The 24334-nt window shown below is 29.1% G+C and carries 18 protein-coding genes and 2 pseudogenes; 4 read left to right on the top strand and 16 right to left on the bottom strand.

What is annotated here, in order from left to right; all coding sequences use genetic code 11:
- Nucleotides 1-6: 6 nt before the first annotated feature.
- From ACQPUY_RS15955 to ACQPUY_RS15945, 3 genes are all read right to left on the bottom strand, one after another.
- On the bottom strand, nucleotides 7-819 hold the full coding sequence (locus ACQPUY_RS15955; RefSeq protein WP_430842750.1) for an alpha/beta hydrolase: 813 nt from the start codon (nucleotides 817-819) through the stop codon (nucleotides 7-9).
- A gap of 185 nt (nucleotides 820-1004) precedes the next feature.
- Nucleotides 1005-1994, bottom strand: coding sequence for a lactate/malate family dehydrogenase (locus tag ACQPUY_RS15950; protein WP_430842748.1), 990 nt, complete (start codon nucleotides 1992-1994; stop codon nucleotides 1005-1007).
- Between the two features lie 782 nt (nucleotides 1995-2776).
- Nucleotides 2777-3736, bottom strand: a complete 960-nt coding sequence (locus ACQPUY_RS15945) for a transposase (protein WP_430842746.1) — start codon at nucleotides 3734-3736, stop codon at nucleotides 2777-2779.
- A gap of 185 nt (nucleotides 3737-3921) precedes the next feature.
- Between ACQPUY_RS15945 and ACQPUY_RS15940 the strand changes: the two genes are divergently transcribed.
- The 4 genes from ACQPUY_RS15940 to ACQPUY_RS15925 all read left to right on the top strand — a co-directional run bounded on the left by ACQPUY_RS15940 (nucleotide 3922) and on the right by ACQPUY_RS15925 (nucleotide 9848).
- The gene (locus tag ACQPUY_RS15940) at nucleotides 3922-6264 is read left to right on the top strand and encodes a helix-turn-helix domain-containing protein (protein ID WP_430842745.1); all 2343 of its coding nucleotides are present in this window, start codon (nucleotides 3922-3924) and stop codon (nucleotides 6262-6264) included.
- Nucleotides 6265-6454: 190 nt separating this feature from the next.
- Nucleotides 6455-7876 (top strand): PTS transporter subunit EIIC, encoded by a 1422-nt coding sequence (locus ACQPUY_RS15935; RefSeq protein ID WP_430842743.1) that lies wholly within the window; start codon nucleotides 6455-6457, stop codon nucleotides 7874-7876.
- A gap of 18 nt (nucleotides 7877-7894) precedes the next feature.
- Nucleotides 7895-9331, top strand: coding sequence for a 6-phospho-beta-glucosidase (gene ascB, locus ACQPUY_RS15930; RefSeq protein ID WP_430842741.1), 1437 nt, complete (start codon nucleotides 7895-7897; stop codon nucleotides 9329-9331).
- Nucleotides 9332-9344: 13 nt separating this feature from the next.
- Nucleotides 9345-9848 carry a PTS sugar transporter subunit IIA gene (locus ACQPUY_RS15925; protein ID WP_430842739.1) on the top strand — a complete coding sequence of 168 codons (504 nt, stop codon included), beginning with the start codon at nucleotides 9345-9347 and terminating at the stop codon, nucleotides 9846-9848.
- Between the two features lie 336 nt (nucleotides 9849-10184).
- On the opposite strand, the gene ACQPUY_RS15920 is transcribed toward ACQPUY_RS15925, so the two are convergent.
- From ACQPUY_RS15920 to ACQPUY_RS15860, 13 genes and pseudogenes are all read right to left on the bottom strand, one after another.
- A complete protein-coding gene (locus ACQPUY_RS15920; RefSeq protein WP_430842737.1) occupies nucleotides 10185-10976 on the bottom strand; it encodes an HAD-IIA family hydrolase in 792 nt (263 codons plus the stop codon).
- 126 nt (nucleotides 10977-11102) lie between these two features.
- Nucleotides 11103-11390: pseudogene (locus ACQPUY_RS15915) on the bottom strand (methyl-accepting chemotaxis protein); the annotation flags it as partial.
- A 15-nt stretch (nucleotides 11391-11405) separates the two neighbouring features.
- Complete coding sequence (locus ACQPUY_RS15910; protein WP_430842735.1) at nucleotides 11406-12359, bottom strand: ROK family glucokinase; 954 nt, start codon at nucleotides 12357-12359, stop codon at nucleotides 11406-11408.
- Between the two features lie 212 nt (nucleotides 12360-12571).
- Nucleotides 12572-13642, bottom strand: a complete 1071-nt coding sequence (locus ACQPUY_RS15905; protein WP_430842733.1) for a Gfo/Idh/MocA family protein — start codon at nucleotides 13640-13642, stop codon at nucleotides 12572-12574.
- Between the two features lie 12 nt (nucleotides 13643-13654).
- The gene (locus ACQPUY_RS15900) at nucleotides 13655-14614 is read right to left on the bottom strand and encodes an NAD(P)H-dependent oxidoreductase (protein WP_430842731.1); all 960 of its coding nucleotides are present in this window, start codon (nucleotides 14612-14614) and stop codon (nucleotides 13655-13657) included.
- A 10-nt stretch (nucleotides 14615-14624) separates the two neighbouring features.
- Nucleotides 14625-15017: a C-glycoside deglycosidase beta subunit domain-containing protein gene (locus ACQPUY_RS15895; RefSeq protein WP_430842729.1), complete on the bottom strand. Its 393-nt coding sequence runs from the start codon at nucleotides 15015-15017 to the stop codon at nucleotides 14625-14627.
- A gap of 11 nt (nucleotides 15018-15028) precedes the next feature.
- Nucleotides 15029-16039, bottom strand: coding sequence for a sugar phosphate isomerase/epimerase family protein (locus ACQPUY_RS15890; protein WP_430842727.1), 1011 nt, complete (start codon nucleotides 16037-16039; stop codon nucleotides 15029-15031).
- 17 nt (nucleotides 16040-16056) lie between these two features.
- Entirely contained in the window at nucleotides 16057-16977 is a 921-nt protein-coding gene (locus ACQPUY_RS15885; RefSeq protein ID WP_430842725.1) for a sugar phosphate isomerase/epimerase family protein, read from the bottom strand.
- 213 nt (nucleotides 16978-17190) lie between these two features.
- On the bottom strand, nucleotides 17191-18306 hold the full coding sequence (locus ACQPUY_RS15880) for a Gfo/Idh/MocA family protein (RefSeq protein ID WP_430842723.1): 1116 nt from the start codon (nucleotides 18304-18306) through the stop codon (nucleotides 17191-17193).
- A gap of 358 nt (nucleotides 18307-18664) precedes the next feature.
- A pseudogene (locus tag ACQPUY_RS15875) lies at nucleotides 18665-19362 on the bottom strand (glycoside hydrolase family 1 protein); the annotation flags it as partial.
- A 253-nt stretch (nucleotides 19363-19615) separates the two neighbouring features.
- Nucleotides 19616-19798: a hypothetical protein gene (locus ACQPUY_RS15870; protein WP_430842721.1), complete on the bottom strand. Its 183-nt coding sequence runs from the start codon at nucleotides 19796-19798 to the stop codon at nucleotides 19616-19618.
- A 295-nt stretch (nucleotides 19799-20093) separates the two neighbouring features.
- A complete protein-coding gene (locus ACQPUY_RS15865) occupies nucleotides 20094-21557 on the bottom strand; it encodes an MFS transporter (protein ID WP_430842719.1) in 1464 nt (487 codons plus the stop codon).
- Nucleotides 21558-21774: 217 nt separating this feature from the next.
- Nucleotides 21775-24186: a GH39 family glycosyl hydrolase gene (locus tag ACQPUY_RS15860; protein WP_430842717.1), complete on the bottom strand. Its 2412-nt coding sequence runs from the start codon at nucleotides 24184-24186 to the stop codon at nucleotides 21775-21777.
- Between the last annotated feature and the right edge of the window lie 148 nt (nucleotides 24187-24334).

Genomic DNA, 24334 nt, shown 5'->3' with positions numbered 1-24334 from the left:
GATTTTTTATTTATTTCTTAATTGACTAAACCATTTTAATACATTTTTTATTTCTCTGTCCCAGCTACTCCAATTATGATCACCTTTTGAATAATTAGCCTCTAACTTCATTCCTAAGTTCTTAATTTTTTCTTCAAATTCTAAATTACAATTATATAAAAAATCTTCTGTTCCACACCATGAATAAAGTTTGGGTATTTCTTCTATCTTAATATCATTATTTTGCAATATCAAATCTACAAGATAAACCAAATCATTTTTAGATTCACCTATATCTTCAATTTTTCCAAATATTCCTTCCCAAAAAGGTCTTTTACTTTTAAACCTTTCAAGGTTTGATTCATTTATAATATCTAATGGTCCCGATAATGCTGCAGCTGCCTTAAATCTTTCTGGTCTAGATAAGGCTAACTTAAAAGATCCATATCCTCCCATAGATGCTCCTGCTACAAATGTATCTTCCTTTTTAACTGATAAGTTGGAAAAATATTCCTTGCAAAAGCTAGGAAGTTCTTCTGAAATAAATGTCCAATATTTAGCTCCATAAGCATTATCTATATAACCACCTAATTGGGTTGTTGGCATAACTACTGCAAAACCATATTTAGATGCATATCTTTCTATAGAAGTTCTGCGCATCCAAATGCTTTCATCATTTCCTAACCCATGTAATAAATATATTACTGGGTATCCATCTTTATTATAATTATCATAATCCTTATCATCTATTTGATTTGTTTTTCTTTGCGGAATAATAACATTTAAATTAGTATTAATCCCCAATGAATTTGAGAAATAATTTACTTCAAATAAAACCATTCAATTCCCTCCTCAAAAATTATTACTATTATGTTATTATATACCTAAAAATATAAATTTTATATAATTTATATTATATAATAATAATTTTCCATGGTGGGTTTAGTTAGTTTTATTGGCTTATTTATAAAAAGTTATTTGCAATATAGCTTTTTATAAAATTTTATTATTCATATTATAAGATTTTATTTTATAAACTCTGGACCTGTTTTAGCATCACGCATAGTTGCCTGAATAAATTCAATTGATTTTTCTAACTGTTGTATTTCCCAATCATTTAAATTTATAGGGATTTGTTTTAAAATACCTTCACGACCTATAATACATGGCATACTTAATGCTACATCACCATCATGCCCATATTGACCACGTAAAGTAGTAGATGCAGGATAAACACTTCTTTCATCTAATAAAACTGCTTTTGCCATAGTGACTGCTGCTTGAGCAACACCAGCATTAGTCCATCCTTTACCATTAAATACATTATAAGCTGCACTGATAATTGATGATTTTACTACTTCTGGATCTTGTATATCGGCTGCTCCTTCAAAATATTTATCTAATTCTGTAAATGGAATACCAGAAATATTAACATGACTTAAAACAGGGAAAGCAGTACTACCGTGTTCCCCCATCATATAGCCAGTAACTGACTTAGGATCAATTCTATATGTATCTGCTACTAATTTGCGTAGACGTGCAGAATCAAGCATTGTTCCAGTACCAAAGACACGTCCAACAGGATAATCAAATTCATTTTCAGCAATATAAACCATAGTATCCAATGGATTTGTTATTAAAATTATAATTGCTTCTTTTGTATATTTTGTAATACCTGTCATAACTTCACGGATAACTTCACAATTTGTTTTTGTTAACAAAGTACGATCAGGTTCCCCCTCTGGATCATTAGGATCCGGTATAATACTAGGACCTGCAGCAACAATAATAACATCAGCATCAGCACATTGCTCATATCCTCCACTTTTAACATCTACATTATTCATATAAGTTAGAGCTGTTGCTTGAGCTTGATCAAGAGCCTCTCCATAAGCTACATTTTCTAAAATATCAATAACTCCTATTTCAGCAAATAAACCCATTTTCATTGCATCTGCTAAAACATAAGATCCAACATGTCCTACTCCTATAACAACTAATTTGTTTTTGTTCATATGACCATCTCCCAATACATTTTTTTATTTAATTATGAATAATTACTTATGATTTATATGTAAATTCAATACATTTCACAGCTCTCATTCTCATTAACAAACATTTATTTAAATTATTACCATAATAGCATAATTTTATATTTCTCTCAATAACCTTAATCAAATTGACAATTACTGTGAACAATAAATTTATAACTAATTATATAGTAGGATTCTACTACTCTATTCAACCTCACAAATATTCGTATTACCAATTAAAAGCTCCACTAAAAAAATAAGGTTTTCTGAACTCAAAAGCATTTGCCATTAAATAGGCATCGTTGCTTTTCAATTCTGAAACCCTTTATTTATCAGTGCTTAACGCACTTCTATTTATTTTTTTGTGATATCTTAACTACTGTCTCCACGTGCTTTGTTTGTAGAAAAAATATCTCCAAGTATATTACAGTAAATCAATTCAGGTCACCTTAACCCTTAAAAATACAATGGTTAAGAGAAATTTATTATTATTATAAAATTACATATATTTATATATAATTTTATAAAACTTATACATGGGTGGCAAAAGGGTGGCAAATAAAAATCTGCCACCCTTTAATTAACCCTTATTGTTCTAATTGTATTTATATGGTACTCCTACCGTGAGGGTTTTGCTCCTATAATTTACATTTTAATACATTCACTAAGCTTCATTAAAGTGCATGTTTACTGCATTTTGAGGTTTATGATACATTTATATAAATTTATAGGTTGTTGAATAACTAATTTTTACAAATAGTCATCTAAGAAAATATTCTTAGGAATAATAGATTCCAAGGATATTTTCTAGTTTTTATTCCTTGCTGTTTTTTATTAAATTCATCTACTAAGTATGCTAGTAAAACCCATTTTATATGACGTTCGTATCGGGCTTGCCCATAGAGTCTTGGGTTTTCTAAATTATATAACCCTTTTAATACAGAAAATAATTGCTCTATTTTCAATCTGTTTTTATATAGTTTTAATCCAATAGGAGATTGAAGAAATAAAGCATTTTCATATCGTTTATCAGTAAATGACTGAATGCTTTTAGCTTTACGCATATTTATATCAGTTAACAAATTAAGTTCTAGGTTAGAAGCAATTTCAAACCATTCAGCTGAATCATATGCTGCATTTGCAAGTATTAAAAATGGATTATAAATTTTAGCTTCATATAATAAATCTGAAACTTGATTGTCATAAACATTAGCCGTTGTTAAATCAAAGGCTAAAGGAATTATAATATCAGTAACTGTTGTAATACAGTGTAATTTGTAACTTTTATAGTATCCAAGACTAGTACCCTTACCGGATTTAGCTTCGCTATCGTATTTTGAACTTCTTAAAGCAGTTCCATCTATAGCACATAATCTAGCTTCAGGATTTATAAGTTCAACAAACATATCATAAATACCATAATATATATGTTTCTCTAATATTTTAGCTCTTAATGAGAATGTAGAATAATCTGGTACTTGATTAAGTTGAATTATAGATTGAAACACATGGTCTTGCTTTATACGGTATTTAAGTTCCCTCAAACTAAAAATACTATTTTTAACACCATATAATACACATGAAACTATTTGTTCATCTGAATACTTACGTTGTCGGCCTTTAGTATTTTGAATATTTGAATTTAATTTAGCAAATGCAATTTTAACAGCTTGAAAAATTTTATAATGGTCATTTTCTCTTTTAATATTTAATGGTATAATCATATATGGGTCATTCCTTATGTGATATATTTAGGTTTTTTGCGAAATTATTATATCACAAAGGAATGACTTATTTAATGTTTACAAATTTTGTTTATTCAACAACCTATATAAAATAATAAATTTAGAAGAAAATAAATAAAAGAATATTTATTAAGAAAATACCAATGTAAGAGGGGAGAAACAATATGAATTTCGATAAACCATGGGAAAACATTAGTATTAAGTTAATTAAAAAGAACCAAGTCTTCCAATTTTTTGACACATCAATAAATATATTATATGTATTTAATGGTGAGGCCACTTTTTCCTATGAGGATAAAACTATATTACTTAGACAAGATGATTTTGTTATTATTCCTAAAGCAAAACAATCACACCTGGTTATTAATGATGATAAAGTTTTTTTATGTAAGTTTAATTATACTATTTCATTGGATAAACTTAATAAATATCACTATGTATTTGAAGGTGATTCAGTAGAGAATGGATCATCTAAATCAGCAGCAATAATTAGTACTTTACAAAAAATTATTCAAAATTATGTTTTTAAGGATGAAAGACCACGTTTTAGAGTTTTTCAATATTACTTCGAAATTTTGGCTTTATTGGAGGAAAACTTTTGTCATAAAGAAAAATCAATATCTTCAGATACTATATACAATAAAATTGAAGCATTAAGTGCATATATTAAAACTAATTGCGAAAATGAAATCAAATTAAGTAAACTTGCTAAACAGCTATATGTATCTGAACAATACTTATCGCGTATGTTTAGAAAAATTAATGGTGTAAACTTAAATGAATTTGTTGTTAATTGTAGGATGGAAAAAGTTACTCATGAATTAATTAATACGAATAAAACAATAACTGATATAGCTTTTTCATCTGGATTTACTAATATTAATTCTTTTAACAGACTTTTTAAGAATAAATATAATATGACCCCAAAAGAATTTCGAGCTTTTAAATCATGTGATATAGATAGCTTTAATCCTCAAGAAGATAATATAAATTTTGATACAATAAAAGCATTTTTTAAAGAAGCAGAGGTTATAGGTAAACATTTAAAAATTAACATAGAAGAAATGAATTTTGAAAACTCACATTATAATCAATTTCTTATTGGTTTAGGAAAGTTAGGAGAGTTATATCAAGAACCATTATATTCTCAAATGGATGAATTAAAATCATTAGGTTTTTCTTATGCAAGAATTAATGGTTGGTTTGATAACAATATCATATTTGCTGATGGTACATATGACTTTTTCAAGATTGATTTAATAATAAAAAAATTATTAAAAATGAATATTAAGATATATTTTGAAATAAATGTTCATGAAGTCTTGGTAAAAGAGCAAATATTATTAAATAGGGTTAAATGTTTATTTAAGCACTTTGTAGATACATATGGAAGTGATGAAGTAAAAAGGTGGATTGTAGATATAGTGTCTATCAAGGGTGAGGGCGATAGTAAAAAATATGTTAACCAACTAGCTAAGAATGAGCAGCTAGAATTTTTTAAAATATTTGAAAACCTTAAATTTTCAATAAAAGAAATAATTTCAGATATAAAAATTGGAGCAGGTGGAATAAGAATAGATGACTTATATAAGACTTTTATAAATGATTTTTATATTCATAGTAAAGCATGTGGTGTATTCCCTGATTTTTTAAGTGTTTCCTTATATCAGTTTGATAAGAAAAATAATGTGAGAAAGGAAAATGAATTTGAAGATAAGATATCACCTGATCCTAGTTTTATGAGAAGAAAAACAACAGATTTAAAAAATGACTTAAATTTAATTGGTTTTGATGTAAAAATTGTTATTGTAGATTTTAATATAACATTTTCAAATTATGATATTATTAACGATACCTCATTTAAAGGAACCTTTATAATAAAAAATATTTTAGAGATCATGGATAATTGCAGCATCGTCGGCTATGGAAATTTTTTCGATTATTTATTAAGAAATGAAATGAATTTCGAAAGAGAAATATTTGGGGGCAAAGGATTACTTTCAATGAACGGATTACCAAAGGCAGGCTATTTTGCGTTTATGTTTATGACAAAGAATTTTCTACACAGGATTAATGAAGATAAAAATATTTTTATTAGTAAAAATGAAGATAGCAGCATTATTACTATATTAGTATACAATTATGCACATTTAGGAATTCGTTATTATTATGATTCAATTACCTTTCATAAATATAATATTTATAATGCTTTCGAAAAAAGCAAGGAGAATATTTACAATATTGACTTAAGTAATATTATTACTAATAGAGAAAAGAATTATAAAGTATTAATAGAACGTCTTGGACCACTTAATGGAAGCTTTATGGAGGAAGTAAATAGTTATACAAAAGAAGATAAATTGTTTCATGATGATGTGGAGTATTTAAAAAAATGTATAAAGCCTATTAGAAGAATTGAATATTTATATAGTGAAAAAGAGAATCACACTATAGATATTAAGATAAATCCCCATGAATTTGTTAATATAACTATACAGCAAATTTAATAATATTTATATGTATCAAATTATATGATACTTTTTTAAACAACCACTTTTGGTTATCAATATTAAATCATTATCATACCAGTTAAGTGGTGAAATTAGTGATATTTTATATGTACATGCTCAAGTTATAATACTAGTATAGTTGAAAGCGCTTACAATTAATTACTAATTTAAAGGTAAGGTGGGCATTATGTACGAAAATTTATCAAAAGAGATTATTTCTATGGTTGGTGGAAAAGAGAATATTATTAAATTACTTCATTGTGCAACACGTCTTAGATTTACATTAAAAGATGAGTCGATTGCAGAAACAGAAAAATTAAAGAAGACAGAAGGTGTTTTACAAATCATACAAAGTGGAGGTCAATATCAAGTAGTTATTGGAAATCATGTAGAACATGTTTATGATCAAATAATGAATGATTTAGGACTTCTTGAAGAAGCTAATGAAGCTACAGATACAAAGAAAAAATCATTTATTGGAGCAATTTTAGATATTTTCATTAGTGTTATGGTTCCACTTATTGGAGTGATTTCGGCAACAGGTATTTTAAAAGGTGTGTTAGCATTATTCTTATCACTTGGATGGTTTACCAATGATAGTGGAACATATAAGCTATTGTATTCTTTAGCTGATAGTGTAATGTACTTTTTCCCTATTATGATTGGGTATACGGCTGCAAAGAAATTTAATTTTAATATTTTTGCTGGTATGGCACTTGGAGGAACATTAGTATATCCAACAATTAGTGGAATTTTATCAGGTGAACCTTTATATTCAGTATTTACTGGAACAATATTTGAATCATCTGTTTATACAACATTATTTGGATTACCAGTTCTTCTAATGAACTATTCGTCAACTATTATTCCTATAATTGTGGCATGTTACTGTGCTTCTAAAATTGAAAAGTTTGCTAAAAAAATAACTCCACAAATTATTAATGGATTTGGAGTTCCATTTATTACATTATTAATTATTGTACCATTTACTTTCTTAGTTATTGGACCAGTTACTGTTATATTAAGTCAAGCTATTGGAAAGATTATCTTAGCAACTTACAATGTGAGTCCTACAATTGTAAGTGCATTACTAGGCGGGTTATGGATACCAATGGTAGTATTTGGTGTTCATGGAGCTATTGTACCAATTGCCTTTGCTAATTATTTTTCAATGGGATTTGATGTAATTTTACCAATGATTACAGGACATTCATTTGCAGTTGCTGGTATAGTTTTGGGTATAGTATTAAAAACCAAGAATGAAAAGCTTAAGGGAGTGGGAATTCCTGCCGTTATATCAGCTTTTCTTGTTGGAGTTATAGAACCTGCATTATATGGTATTTTGCTGAAATCTAAAAAATTTCTTGTTATTACATGTGTTTTATCTGCAATTGGAGGCAGTTTTATAGGTTTTTATAATGTAAGGTTATATCAAATTAGTGGACAAGGAATCTTTGCAATTCCTAGTTTTATAAAGGCTGGAAATACAGGTGCACCTGTGGAGTTAATCGTAATCGTAGCTGTTATGGGAATTACCTTTGTAGTTTCAACAATATTAGGATATGTATTATATAGTGATAATCAAAAAAATGAACTGACAGAAATATAAGAATAGGTGGATGCAAATATGAGCAGAAATAGTTTTAATGAAAATTTTTTATGGGGAGCAGCATTATCAGCTGGGCAATGTGAAGGTGCTTACAAAGCAGATGGTAAAGGGATGACTTTAAGCGACTATTTGCCAGATGCAAAACGTGGACGTTGGGAGGGGATGGCAAGGATAGATGATGTTATATCTGGGAAGCTGACTTATGATTATTATCCAAGTCATCAAGCAATAGATTTTTATAGTAGATATAAAGAAGATATAGCTTTACTGGCTGAACTTGGAATTAAGGCCTTAAGAACTTCAATTAATTGGGCAAGAATATATCCAAATGGAGATGAAAGTACTCCAAATATGAAGGGATTAGAGTTTTACAAAAATGTAATTAACGAATGTAAAAAATATAATATAGAGCCAGTAATTACTTTAAATCATTTTGATACTCCAGCCAATTTGTATATAAATTACGGAGGATGGGGAAATAGAAAATTAATTGAATTCTTTGGGAACTATTGCAAATCAGTTTTTGAATATTTTAAAGATGACGTGATTTATTGGATACCAATTAATGAAATTAATATGGTCGTACATCATCCAATAGTTGGTGGATTCATAAACGTTAATAATGTTGAAAATAAAAATCAACTTATATATCAAGCAGCACATAATCAATTGGTTGCTAATGCACTTGCAAAGAAAATCGCTAAATCAATCAATCCAAAGTTTCAAATAGGAAGCATGTTAGGTGCAGGAAAGTATTATCCATATTCTTGTAATCCTGAAGATGTTTTAGAAGGAATTAACCATGATAGAGATGATTATCTATTTTGCGATGTACAGTTTTTCGGAGAATATCCATTCTATAGTAAACGCCTATTTGAAGAAAAAAATATTAAATTAAATATTACAGAAGAGGATAAAATACTTTTAAAAGAAAATACTTGTGATTTTCTTTCATTAAGCTATTATTCATCAAGAGTAGTTAAACATGTATTAATAGATGAAAAAACCACAAGTGGAAATGTGACAAATTCTTTAGTCAATCCATATTTAGAAACAACATCATGGGGATGGCAAATTGATCCTGTTGGGTTAAGAATTACACTTAATGAATTATACGATAGATATCATAAACCATTATTTATTGTAGAAAATGGATTAGGAACAACAGACGAAATAAATGGTGATGGTGAGATTATTGATGACTATAGAATTGATTATCATAAAAAGCATATTGAACAATTAAAAGAAGCCATTATTGATGGGGTCGATATTATTGGCTACTTAAGTTGGGGAACTATTGATTTAACTAGTGCAAGTTCTGGGGAAATGTCAAAAAGATATGGATTTATTCATGTGGATTTGGATAATAATGGGAATGGTACTTTGAAAAGAACCAAGAAAAAATCCTTTTTTTGGTATAAAAAAGTGATTGAATCTAATGGTGAAAACTTTTAATGTGGAGGAATGTATGTTTAAAAATTTATTTAAGAAATCTAATACAGTAGAGAAAATTGAAGAGTCTAGCTATCTTATAGCACCTGTTGAAGGAAAAATAATCAATATAGAAGAAGTTGAAGATGAGATGTTTTCATCTAAGGCGCTTGGTGATGGAGTAGCTATTGAGCCAGAAGGAGAAATAATAATGGCACCAGCAAATTGTAAAGTTATAAGTGCATCTGAAAAGATGAAACATGCTATAGGATTGCAACTTTTTAATGATATGGAAATTTTAATACACATTGGGATAAATACAGTTGCAATGAATGGTGATGGATTTGAATTATTAATAAAAGAAGGTGCTGTAGTTAAAGAAGGTACACCATTAGTAAGATTTAATAAAGAAAAAATATTAGGAAATGGCTATAAAACGACAGTTCTGATGATTGTTACGAATTTAGCGGAATGTGAGAATTTGAGTTATGTTAGAGAAGGAACAAGCTGTTCTGAAAAAGAGCTAATAAGTTGGTCATAATAATATTTGAATGATACACATGAATCATATAGATTGTACAACCCCAATGATGAACAATTCAAGAGGAAAGAGTGTTAAGTTATACGTCATATGGGACTGTATTAATCTAGTAAGTGCTGCAACAATATAAGTGAGAAGTGAAAATGCTTCGCGAGCTATCTCTATTAATTCTACTTATTTTGACAAAGTTTTAGAGTTCTTAGTATCAAAAATAATAAATTAAAAATAAATTTAGCTCAACATCAAAATATGTTCTTGGCTGCATTAAGCTGCCAAGAACATATTTTTGATGTTAATCCATAACTATTTGTAAAAATTAGTTATTCAACAATCTATCTACATTCCCTTTATTAACTTATAAATATCCTTTACAGAATTGAATATATAAGTAGGTTTATATTTTGAAGCTTTAATTTCTTCTTTATTGGTTTCTCCAGTGAATACAGCAGCTGTGTCTACTCCGCTTTTTAACCCACATAAAATATCTGTATTTAATCTATCTCCAATTATTATTGCATCTTCTTTATTTGTATTAGTCTCTTTAAGACTCATCTCAATCATAAGCGTATTAGGCTTTCCAATAAAAATAGGCTTTCTCTTTACTGCATTTTCTATCATACTACAAATTGAACCACAATCTGGAATATATCCATTTTCTACTGGGCATACCATATCTGGATTTGTTGCTAAATATGTTACTGAATCATCTCTTAAGACTCTACATATATCTTCAAGCTTTTTATATGTAAGCTCAGTATCAAAAGAAGCTAAAGCACAGCATATATCTTCTTCATATTTATCAGTTACAATAATATCATTTCTTTCTAATTCTTCTTTTAAAGATTTTGTACCTAAAAGAAATACTTTTTTACCTTTAAAGTTCTTCTTTAAATAATTTATAGTTGCTGTAAGTGCAGTTATAAAATTTTCTTCTTTAGTTTCTATTCCAACACTTCTAAACTTCTTAACATATTCATGTGCTGTTTTGGTTGAGTTATTTGTCACAAAAATATATTTTTTCCCTTGTTTGTTAATCTCTTCTATTATCTCTTTACATCCATCAATAACTTTATCGCCTAAAAGCAATGTTCCATCAATATCAAACAGATATAAATTCTTATCTTTCACCTTTTGTTTCCTGTACCTTTCATTATATCTAGTGATTTATTTTTCATATAATTATTTATAAATTAATATCACTTTCTTTTTTCTCTCAATTTATTATTTTTATTGCTACATCTTGGTAGTTAATAATTATTGATTTAATTTTATATGTTCAACTAAAACCTCCGAGTTTGATGAAATTTCTTCTGTAGTTGCAGATAATTCTTCTAAGCTTGCAGCTTGATTTGTTGATATTTGTCCTAATTCATTTATAGTTTTTAGAATAACTTCAATACTACTATTCATTTCAGTAAGAGCACCTGAAATTTTCAGGGCTGTTTCAGTACTGTTTGATGCTAATTTCCTCATTTCACCAGCTACCACTGAAAAACCTCTTCCATACTCTCCTACTCTTGAAGCTTCTATTGCTACATTAAGACCGAGAAGATTAGATTACCTTGAAATATTTTCATTTAAAATCAGTTTTACTCCACCATATATTCCTGCATCATTTCCTAATTTCGCGAGCTTAAATTCTGTATTTTCGCATGCATGAAATGTATTCTTAATAAAATACTTTTTAATTACATTCACAAGTATATTTCCAGCTTTTGATACTCCTCCTCCTATGACAAAAACTTCTGGATCACATACACATGATATATTTGCAAACACATGTCCCAATTTTTCTCCTAAATCTTCAACCAATTTATTAGCTAATTTATCGCCTTCTTTAGCTGCATCAAAAATATCTTTTGCTGTCAATTCATCATATCTCCTTAAAATAGAATCACTTTCATAATTATTTATAACTTTCTTACATTCTTTAACTATTCCCGTAGCTGATGCATATTGTTCTAAACATCCTGTTTTTCCACATCCACAAATTTCAACTTCATCTTTAACTACTTTGATATGTCCAATTTCTCCTCCTGCACCATTTGCTCCTGAAACAATATTTCCATTAATTATAATTCCACCACCAATTCCAGTTCCTATAGTAACCATAACTACATTTTTGTGTCCATTTCCTCCACCCTGCCACATCTCTCCTAGTGCTGCTACATTAGCATCATTTCCTGCCTTTACTGGAATATTAATCATTTTCCCTAATCTTTCTTCTACGTTAAATACTCCCCATCCTAAATTAACGCATTTTAAAACTGTTCCATCACTACTAACAGGACCAGGTATACCTATACCAGCACCTATTACCATATTCTTTGTGATGCCCTTTTCTTTAATCTTATTTTCTATTTCTTGTGCAACATCACCTAAAATATATTGACCATTCCCCTCTTTTCTCGTATCTATTTCCCATTTTTCAACTAATTCCCCATTGCTTTTAAATAATCCAATCTTTACTGTTGTTCCGCCTATATCTATTCCAAATGCATATCGTATCATCTTATATTCTCCTAATCTATTTTTATTAATTTTTTATAGTTGACTACTATATTTGTTTATTCATATAATAATCTTTAAAAAACAGAAGAGCACTTTAAAACAATAAAAATTATTCTAAAGTGCTTATACAATGCCAACTATTAAAGCTTAGTTTTTAAATTGCATTTTCCATCTACTTGCTTATCAAACTATAGAATCTTTTTCAATATTTACTATTCAAAATCTATAGATTTTCCTGTCTGTGCTGATTTCCTAACAGCCTCCATAAGTGCAAGAACTCTTCTAGTTTCAGAAATCTTAACAAGAAATTCTTCTTCACCATGATATGCTTTAACATAATTTTTGAAATAATCTTCGTGGCAAGTATTTACTTTTGGAACATCTTCAAATTCTAAAGTTCCTTCTGAAGGTGGTCCAAAAGATCTAGTAGGTCCAGCTGCTGTCATAGTACGGGTGCCTGTAACATTAGTTAAAAGGCGTGTTGTCCTAGTAATCTTTCCAACAGGTTCAAAACCATCTACATATGATGTCCCTTTATTTCCACTCATTAGCCAATGACGTTCAAACCATTTATCTTGGCTTTTATCTGTTAATAAATATGTTCCAAGTTCTATTTCGGCCATTATGTTATTATCAAATTTTAATAATATCTTAAAATAATCATCTACCTCAAAATTAATAATATTTCTAACATCTGCAAAAACACTCTTTATCTTTGCATCTGGCATCATCCATAGTACTTGATCGATTAGATGAACTCCCCAGTCATAGAGCATGCCGCCGCCTTCTTTTTTATAAACATGCCAATCATGCATATTCCCATTAAATCCATAAAGGCTGTTTTTTATCATATATACATCACCTAAAGATTTCTTATCATAAATTTCCTTTGTAATACGGAAATCTTGATCATAACGTCTTTGATGATGAACAGTAAACTTTACTCCACATTCATTAACAACCTTGATCATATCATCTAATTCTGCAACAGTCATAGCTACTGGCTTTTCACAAATAATATCTTTTCCAGCTCTTGCCGCTTGAATGACCAAATCATGATGCTGATTATTATTTGCTGCAATCAATACAACTTGTACTTCGGGATCATTAATTAATTCGTCATTACTTGAATAACGCTTTAGTCCTTGTTTAACATCACCCAATTGACTTTTATCTCTATCTGAAAATCCTATAAGCTTAATACCCTTTATATTTGTAAGCATTTTTTCATGTTCATGCCCCATAAACCCATGTCCAATAATCCCAATTCGTATATCTTCCATAATTCTGCCTCCTTACTCACCAACATGTAGATATTTTTGTTTTCTTTCCTTCAAATCAGGAATTTGCCCAGGTCCTACTGCACAAGTTCTGATTTCTGTAGAATGTTCTAATTTACCTGCATAAAACATTCTAGATCTTGCAATCTGTTCATCTGAAAAATCAACTGAGATTTCACTATCTTTAACTTTTAATTGTCCAGAAATTCCACATACAGGGCATTCTACTTCCATTCCATTATGAGTTACTTCTAACATATCGTTATGGCATACTGGACAAATACCTATTTTATCTCCACGCCATTTTGTACGTTCCTTTTCATCTTCAGTATTTAATGCTTCTACAATATGCTTACCTACTTCGCTCATTCTATTAATAACTTTATCGTTTCCTAAAACATGTTCATATGACATTGCACCATAATATTTGTAAGTATCAATAATATCAATTCCTAAAGACATTGGAAATGCAAACATAGTAGGAAGTGCAAAAGCAAGCCAATTTTCTGTCATGGCGCCCCCAACTGCAACTAATGCCCCAACTCTCTTCTTAAAACTACGTTCATCTGGAAGCAAATTCTTATCTTTTCCAGCTACTAATCCCGCATCATAAGTTGTCTTACGGAATGAAATATCATGAGATGGTCCAATTCTATCGCAAACAACTTTGAAATTACCAGTAGGTGTCATTTCATATACTGGAGATCCAACAATAACTGCATCACTTTCCATAATAGCTTCATCAATTATATGAAAATCATCTTTTAATACACAGTTTCCTTTTCCCCTGCCAGTAGTCATACCAACAACACAAGAAATACATCCTGTACATATATGAATATTTAAATCATCTGCACGAATAAATTGAATATCACATCCTGATTTTTCACATTCTAAAAGTGCATGCTTTACCATCACTTCTGTATTACCCATTTTTCTTCCAAATGATATTCCAAGTACTTTTTTCTTCTCCATAATTTTTCTCCTATCCAATTGCTACTGTTCTTTCTTTATTTCCCTCTAAAGGTACTGGAATATAAGCTGTTCTTGTTGCAACTGTTAATTTAACTTTATGTTTACCTTTATTTAATCCATTTTCTTTTAATATTCTTATATAAAGTGGTTCGCCATATTCCCATTTATAAGAAGTTACTGTTTCTGCTTCTTTTAATGTAAACCAGTCAGTTTTATCTGTAGAAATTCTTATGCTTTCTGATGGTTCTTCTTTTCCATCTACCTCTACACGAATATTTTCAACCATTGAAAGTGGAATTCCACGATAATAGGTAATATTGGTTTCCATCTCATATCCTATGACTTTACCATTTTCAACTACATTCACACAACTATTATCAATAAAAACATTATTATCAAACATATTAATTCCTCCTACCCTTGAATCTCTTTTAAACACTCACGAATATATTTTTGATGAGCCACTACTTGTTCTTTTTCTACAACTTGCTTTCCTGGAAGCGTAAATCTATTTCCTTCATATTCTGTTGCTACATAACCATCATAATTATGATTATGAAGATATTGTAATAATCCCTTATAGTCCATTGAGTATTCTGGTCCTTCTTCAGTCATTTCAAATAACTTAAAGTGAAAATGCTTAATATATGGCATATATTCATCTAAAACATCATAAGAATAGTTTTCATAACCATCACATAATGGTGCAAACATATGATCTTCCTGAGTTTTCATAGTTGCTTTAAAATCTTCTGGGAAACTGCCTCCATTTTCTCTACATACTTTATGAAGATCTGTACCCTTTTCAAATAATCTATCAATATATTCAAACATTTCTGTACTTGCACCATTGTTTAATTCATAGTTTTTAACTACCCTTGGAAATTTTCTGCAGAAAATACCAGTATCAATTACAAGTCCAATATATTTTGAATTTAGCCTCTTCATTTCTTCTATAAATTCCTTAGTTTCTGGAATATCAAAAGCCATACCTGCATGAACTTCTAATGCAATTGTTACATTATATTCTTCACAGTAAGGTAATAATGGTTCCAATACCCAGTAAGGCACCATTGATACTAAACGTATTAAACGAATTCCAAGTTTGTCTGCTTGTTTAATCTCCTTAACTAATAACTCTACACATTCTCTATGAGTTAATGTACGATTTTTATAAAGATTTGTATTTAAGAATACATCAGCAATAACAGGAGTTAATCCAGTTTCCTTAATTATTTTATTCCATCTTTCTAAAGTTTCTTCTGATAAATCTGGTGCTCCTTTAAGCATCTGATCTGGTAATATTTCAATACCATCTACTTGATTTTCTTTCATAAAATACATAATATCTTCTAAATTCATTCTCTTATTTAAATACTCATCTTGTAAGCTGTATAAACTAACACATGTTTTTATTCTAGACATTTTCTTATCCTCCCTTATTAAATTACAAATTGTTCTATATATCTTTTGCTTAATTTCAAGCTGTCCATAACTTTTTCCTGACTGCCTTCAAAAGCCTTATCTTCAACTTCAATACATGTTGGTCCATCATAACCTATATCTGTTAATGCACTTACATACTTGCCCCAATCTACATCTCCAAGTCCTGGTAGTTTAGGTGACATAAATTCTAATGGATATGCCATAATTCCAACTTGATTTAATTTATCTGTATATAATTTAATATCTTTATAATGTACATGAAAAATTTTATCTTTAAATTCATAAATAGGTTTTATATAATCAATCATCTGCCATACAAAATGAGATGGATCATAATTTATTCCAAGATAATCACTTGGCAAAATCTCAAATACCTGTTTCCATATTCTTGGTGTTGTCATAAGATTTTGTCCACCTGGCCATTGATCCACTCCAAATAACATAGGACAGTTTTCAATTGCTACTTTAACTTTTAATTCTTCAGCCAATTTTATAATAGGTGGCCATATCTCTTTTACAAGTTCCAAATTTTCTTCAACTGTTTTAGTCTGATCACGTCCAATAAAAGTAGTTACCATTCCAATTCCAAGTTTATTGCTGGCTCTAATAACATTTTTTAAATGCTCTACTGCAGTATTTCTTTTTTCCAAATCTGAATCCATAGTATTTGGATAATATGCTAGCGATGAGATTTGAACTTTTTTCTCTTCTGCATAATCTAAAATATGTTTGGTATATACATCATCTTCTAAAATTTTTTCTACATTAATATGACTTACTCCAGCATAACGACGTTCTGCCTTTCCTTGTGGCCAGCAAGCTACCTCAACACACTGAAATCCTAATTTTTCTGCTGTGTCCATCATTTCTTCATAATCTGCTTGATCAAGTATTGCTGATACAAATCCCAACTTCATTTTTTCTTTTCCCCTTTCTATTCGCTTTTTATTTTGTATATACGCCTCCATAGTTCTATACGAGACGTATATACTAGATTTCAAAAATATTTTCTTTAATTTGCTTTTACTACTTTATACTCAATTGACTTTATCTACTTATCTTAATTAAACAAATTTAATTTATTTGAAATTGTAATAATACTTATTGGAAAGATAAAACCAATATTCTAATTAACCTAATTTTATTTCTTTACCTTGTTCTGCTGATTTGTATATTGTGTCTAAAATCTGAGTTACTACAAATGCCTGCTCAGGTTTTACTAATGGCTCTTTATCTTCTATAATTGCTTCTAACCATTGTTTACATTCTTTTACTTCTGGAGTTCCACCTGTAGAGCCCTCAAAAAATGCAATTGCTCCTGTGTCAGAAATATGTTCTTCTGTTAATACACCACCTGTAGTTTCATTAAATACTAAGTCATAACCTTGCTGACTCATTCCTCCTATCATTTCAGCTCCTGCTTTTGTTCCACATAAGGTTGTCGCAGCTTCCCTAGAGTCTTTTACATTTAGAGCCCATGATGATTCTAAGAAAATAGTTGCTCCATTTTCCATCTTAATATATCCAAATGCAGAATCCTCTACTTCATATGTTTTAGGATCCCATGGTCCAAACATATTTCCTTCAGTTGCTTCTGGAAGATGTCCTAATTTTTCAAATACAGAACCAGTTATGCTTGCAGGGTTATAGTTATCCATGCACCATAATGTAATATCTAAAGCATGTGTTCCAATGTCTATTAATGGGCCACCACCTTGCTTAGATTTATCTGGGAATACTCCCCATGTTGGAACTGCTCTTCTTCTAATAGCATGGGCTTTTGCAAAGTAAACATCTCCAAGTTTTCCTTCTTCACAGGCACGTTTTAAGGCTTGTGCATCTGTTCTAAAACGATTTTGATAACCAATTGTGAATTTCTTACCTGACTTTTTCCATGCAGCCATCATCTTTTCTGCATCTTCTGTCGTTGCAGCCATTGGCTTTTCACACATAACATGTTTCCCCGCTTCAAATGCTGCAACTGTTATTGGGCAGTGAGCTACATTTGGAGTACATACATGTACAACATCAATATCTTTATCTTTTAATAATTCATTATAATCTGTATAAACTTTTGCACCTTCTGCACCAAATTTTTCTGCTGCCTGCACTGCACGTTCTTCGATAATATCGCAAAATGCCACTATTTCACATTTATCCTTTTGTGATGTTAATGCTGGAAAATGTTTTTGATTTGCTATTCCTCCACATCCTACTACTGCTACTTGTAATTTATTATTTTTCATTTTTCTTACCTCCATTATTACTTTGATTGTTAATATTTATGGTCATATATTTTAAATTAAATATTTAATTGATTTACTTTGTAATATAAATATACCTTTTCCTCTAATTCAATTCTTTTCTCTAATTTCATAAACATGACTTTTATTGCAAATCAGATTTTTTTCTAAAAAAAATGCAACAAATCATATTAGATTTGTTGCATTTTAATTTCATTAATTATCTTAATACATATGAATCAATGAAATTTCATTACTTTTTAATGTAGTACATATTTGTAAAACCTCATTTATCATTTTAGCCACATATTCTCTTCTTGAATAATAAAACTTGCTATACTAAGTTATTGCAAAGTTAAGTCTATAATGATTTTTTCTTAATACATTTTAAAGTTTCTTTTCCCTCATTATCCTTGTCCGCATAAATAAAACCATATCTCTTTTTCATTTCTCCACCAGACAAACTTATTAAATCCATGCAAATCCAAGGTGTGTATCCAATTAGATTTACCTCATCCTCAATTGCTTCTTGCATTTGTTCAATATGTTTTCTTAAATACTCAATTCTATAATCATCATTTATATTTTCATTTTCATCAACAATATCATCTGCGCCTAATCCATTTTCTACAATCATAATTGGTATTTGATATCTATCATAAACATTATTTAAAACCCATCTAAAACCTTCAGAATCTATTTGCCCCCATTTGCTTACTTTTAAATATTTTTTTTTAATCCAACAATTAAATTTCCAGAAACTTCATCTTTAGATTTATCAGCACCAACACAATTAGTCATATAGTAACTCAATGAATAAAAGTCAACTACTCCATTTTTTAATATTTCAGCATCATCTTCTTCAATAACTATATTAATATTGTTTTCTTCAAAATAACGTTTCGCAAAACCTGGATAGTATCCTCTAATTTTGACATCCCCACTTAACATATTTTTCATTTGATCATGCTGTTGAGCTTTTAATATATCCATTGGATTACACGTGCTTGGATATCCACACATGTAGGCAATCATACAACCCATTTTGAAATAATAATTTTATATCTTCCTTATAGTTATGATAAAAATCAATTGGTTCATGGCTAGAATACTTTCTTTGAAATTTTCAGAAACCGACCTAAAAAGATGTAAATTTAGATTTTTAAGGACAATATCTTCTGAGGTAGCATCAGAGGCAACTGTAGCAAGCTACTTACGACAAAACATTTTTCACATTATGGGTAAAAATGCGACATTAAGCATAACTAAAATAATAAAAAACAAGCAACTATCCCCTTCATTTTATGAAGAGCTAGAGGCTTGTTGAGTTTAAAAACTTTTGAGCATACAGTATTAATAATACATCATCTTTTTTCATAATATATTCATTAGACTCACCCCATAAAAATGCTTCTCCTTTTATAACATATAATAAGTCTAAGTCTTTATGAATGTACTTTTCCTTCTCTATTGATTTAAATATACCTATTTTCATTATGGATTCTTTAAACATTGTGTAAATCACCTTCTTCTTGCAATGTTAACCTTGCAAGTGCATATATTGGATTTTGTATATGGTTTAATCTGATTATATCATATCATATTAGAAAAAAGAATAAATTTACTCTAAACATGCAGCTTGATTATTTAATAACATACCTTTCTCTAATCCATCTAAAAATTATATTTTTATTATTATTTCTATATGAAATAAAGTTTAACTATTATTCTATACGTTAAAATAAACTGAGCACATTTATTATTAATGCTCAGTTATAATTAAGTTTTTATTAGTTTACTTGTTCTTTCTTTTTAGTTAATGCTATACGAATATCATCAGCCTGTTCATCAGTCATTCTCCATAGAAGACATAATAATGCTGCTCCAATAAATAATAGTGCTGGAATTAAATTTACTACTATATTTATTCCTCTGAGTGCACCAGGTGTTTGTTGTGCATTTGCAACATATCCAAATGCACTAAGTAAAAGTATTCCAATAGAACCACCAAGGGCATTTCCTAATTTAGTTGCTAGTCCATATGTTGCATAAGCAGTACCATCTGTACGAATACCTGTTTTTAATTCCATATAATCCACTGAGTCTGCTACCATTGATAATGTCATTGGAAAGCCAACATTAAACACGCCAAATACGCAACATCCTGCAATTACCATTGCCATATTATTAAATGGTGAAAAATAAATTATTAAAAGTCCAATTGCTTGAATAAGCATTGAATACATTAACACATTTCTTTTACCCAATTTCTTTGCGAAATATGGGACAAACAATGAACCTATTACAGCTCCAATAGATGGAATTGTCATAATTAGCGCAATCATTGTAAATGAACCCAAACAATAAATTACATAGAAAGCACAAACAGCTATTCTGCCCATAAAAGCAGTCATCTGTAATGCCATAATTCCAGTAACAATCATCAGATATTTATTGCATACCAAATTATTTATTGTTGCTTTAAGAGAAAATTTTGAATCATTATGACCTGGAGCAACATATTCTTTTGAAGTAAAGAATACAACTAGGAATAGTGGAATCGCAATTACACTATAAATAAGAGCTGTCATCATATATCCATGTCCAGTTGCAACTTCTGATCCTGTGCCTGAAAAAAATAATGCTAATCCTGCTGAGCATGAATTTACTATAATCATTCCAATATTCATACCAATATTTCTAGATGTATTAATTTTATTTCTTTGATCAGCATCTTCTGTCATAACACCTGATAATGCTGCATATGGAATATTTACTACAGTGTATAAAATTCCAGCTATGGTATAGGTAACAACAGCCCATATAATTCCTGCTTTAGATGATCCACCAAATGGATTTATAAATGTTAAAACTCCAAATAATGCTAAGCCAGGGCATCCAAATGCAATATAAGGACGAAACCTCCCCCATTTCGATCTTGTACGTTCAGCTATAGCTCCCATAATAGGATCAATAACAGCATCAAATATACGCGCTCCCAGCATAATTGCAGATACAATAATTGGTGTAAGACCTACAATATCTGTGTAAAATATGGTTAAATATGATCCAACAAATGTCCAAATAAACTGTGAAGCCAAATCTCCAAAGCCATAACAAATAACAGCTGCTTTTGAAGCTAATTTTTTATTTTTATTTTCATTTTTATCAAAATAGTCAGGTCCATAAAAATCATCTGTTTTCTTTTCAACTTGAATAGCAGTTTCTTTTGATCCAAATTCTACATTATCCATCTTTATTTCCTTCATTCCTTTCCTATTTGATTAATCTCTGCGCAGTAGTTTTTATATCAAGTAAATTCAAAAATGATTTACTATGTAATATAAATATACCTTTTCGTGTCATGTAATGCTTTTCTTTAATTTCATAAACATGACTTTTATTGCAAATCTAATTTTCTTATTAAAAAAATGCAACAAATCATATTATATTTGTTGCATTTTAGTATAGCTAATTATCCTCATATATGTGAATCAGTGAAATTTCATGACTTTTTAAGATAGTATATATTTGTAAAACTTCATTTTTAACTATTTGTTTTTCCATAGTTATATTAGGAATACATATTTCACTTAAATACTTTAAATCACTGCCTTCAATATCCTTTTCATATTGAAACTTACTCCACTGTCCTAAAATACTTCCATATTCCTTGTTAACTGTGTGCTTCTTTATGATAAATTTCTGATTTTCTGGCATTCCAATTAAATCTATATTTAATTTTAAATCATCATTATTTTCAAATAACTCTGATAATTCGCTTATATCTAAATTATCTTCATCTTGTAAGTAATAATTACAATTATATTCTTTATAATTAAAACAAAGAATATAATAACTATTTCCCCCATTAGAAGTAATTATATAGTTTTCACCTTTTTCAATAAATTTTGAACCCATTCTATCCAAAAATGATAATGCATAATAAACTGGTTTTCTAATTTTATCTTTAGTAATTATTCCACTTGCACCATTAGCAATTCGAGAAGTGTCATAATGACTACTAACAAGATCTGATCCCATCCATATTCCCATTAAATCCGGAATATCCCAAAGCTCATTTATCATTTTAGCTACGTATGCTCCTCGGAAGCAACTGTCATTTAAATAGTTTCTACTAGATAATGAATTGTTCCATTCAGTAACATACAGCTTACACTTTTTAAAACCATATTCATCTAAATTGTTTCTAGCTTTTTTCACTTGATTAGATACAGCAAATTCACTTGTAATTCTTTTAGTAAAGACTTTATTACTTTTTTCTACCTGAATATATGGGAAACATATTATTGATACAAAGTCTGGAATACACTCTTTTTCTTTACAATATTTCAACCGATCTAAGAGTTTATCAGAATTTAAATCTATAACAGCACCAAATCCTCCAACTTCTGCTCTTGGAATATGCTTTTTTATAAATTTAAAACTATGTTCAAATAATTCTTCAAAACTTTCATTATCATCTTTTATATAAAATCTATTTGGTCTTACATCTAATGAGAATTCGTATTTCCATCCCTCAACCTCTTCTTTTCCATAACGTTTTATTATATGTAATATAAAATTTTCAAACATTCTATTCCATTGCTTCATATTATCAAAATCAATATAATCTTCTTCATAATAAATAGTCTCATCTTCTGCTTTTATGGCACAATCTGGTTTTTTTACAAAATCTATAAAAGGCTTCACATCATTACTAATAAGGAAATCTAAAATAATATCTACCATATTAAAATTATAGTTAAAATCATTATTATTTCTTTGTATCATCAATTTTTTAGAAAATATATTCCATATTCTTACGTACTTAAAATTTAGATGCTCCACAAGATAACTAATATGTGACTGAACATTTGCTAATATGAGATTATGTGATGCTCCTGCATTAAGTACAATATTCCAAAATTTTTTATAGTTTTTCTCTTCTTTAACTGAAACTTGTACATTAATTTCTTCACTTAAAGTTTTTTTTCCCTCTTCTTGTTGAAGTAAATTAATCTCTTGTCTTAATTTTTCTTTGTCCAATTCTAGTGATTCCTCTAAAGAATCTTTTTTCATTAATTGCTGTTTACGATATAGAGTTGGTGACATATCATATGTGCTTTGAAAGGTTTTACTAAAAATAGAAGCATTAGAAAAACCACAATCTACCGCAATCTTTGTTATTGTTTTATCTGTTTCTAGTAAATCCTTAACTGCATAATTTAATCTAACTTGATTTACAAAATCTCCAAAATAAATTCCAAGTTGATTCTTAAAAAATCTAGATAAGGTAGATGTGGAAGTATACATTTCTTGTGCTAATTTACTAAGACTAATGGAATTTTGAAAATTCAAATTCACATAATTTATAATATATTGAATCTGTTCATTTTCCTTATTCCCTTTTTTATATTTAAAACAATCCCCATTCTTCTGAAAATTCTCTATCAATACATCTAACAGTTCAAATACTAAACCATATCTAAGACATTCTGTCTGTCTTTCCTGTCCAGCATAACTAAATACAATTCTTTTCATTATATTCTGCAATTCTATATATGAATTAGCTTTATCAGACACAGAATTACAGTAAAAAATGTAATTTCCATTGTTAACCACCTGAGCAAGCATTTTGTATGAAATGTATACCCTGCATATAACTGTATCTCCTATGTATTCTACCTTGTGATAATTATTAGAATTAAATAAAATAATATCCTTCTTTGAAAGCTCGTAGTGACTATCTTTCGTATCTACACAAAGCATGCCTGAAACAACAAATATTATCTCAATCTCAGGATGAAAATGTCTTTTTTCCTTTATATTGCGTAAAACTTGTATTTTCATTCCATTCATACTACTTATATTTTTTTTCATTGCTTGTTTTCCTCCAAATATTCTAATAATTAAGTTAATTAATTTTAGTATAACATTTGTCTTTTAGGATTTGTATAGGGGAGACTATAAGTAGACCATAAATTTCATTAAAAAGTAAGCCACCCTTCATAAAAAAAGCCTCTAAAAC

Origin of the sequence: Clostridium nigeriense, from assembly GCF_050585245.1 — a bacterium.
GTDB lineage: Bacteria > Bacillota > Clostridia > Clostridiales > Clostridiaceae > Clostridium > Clostridium nigeriense_A.
This window is presented reverse-complemented; position numbering and strand designations above follow the sequence as displayed.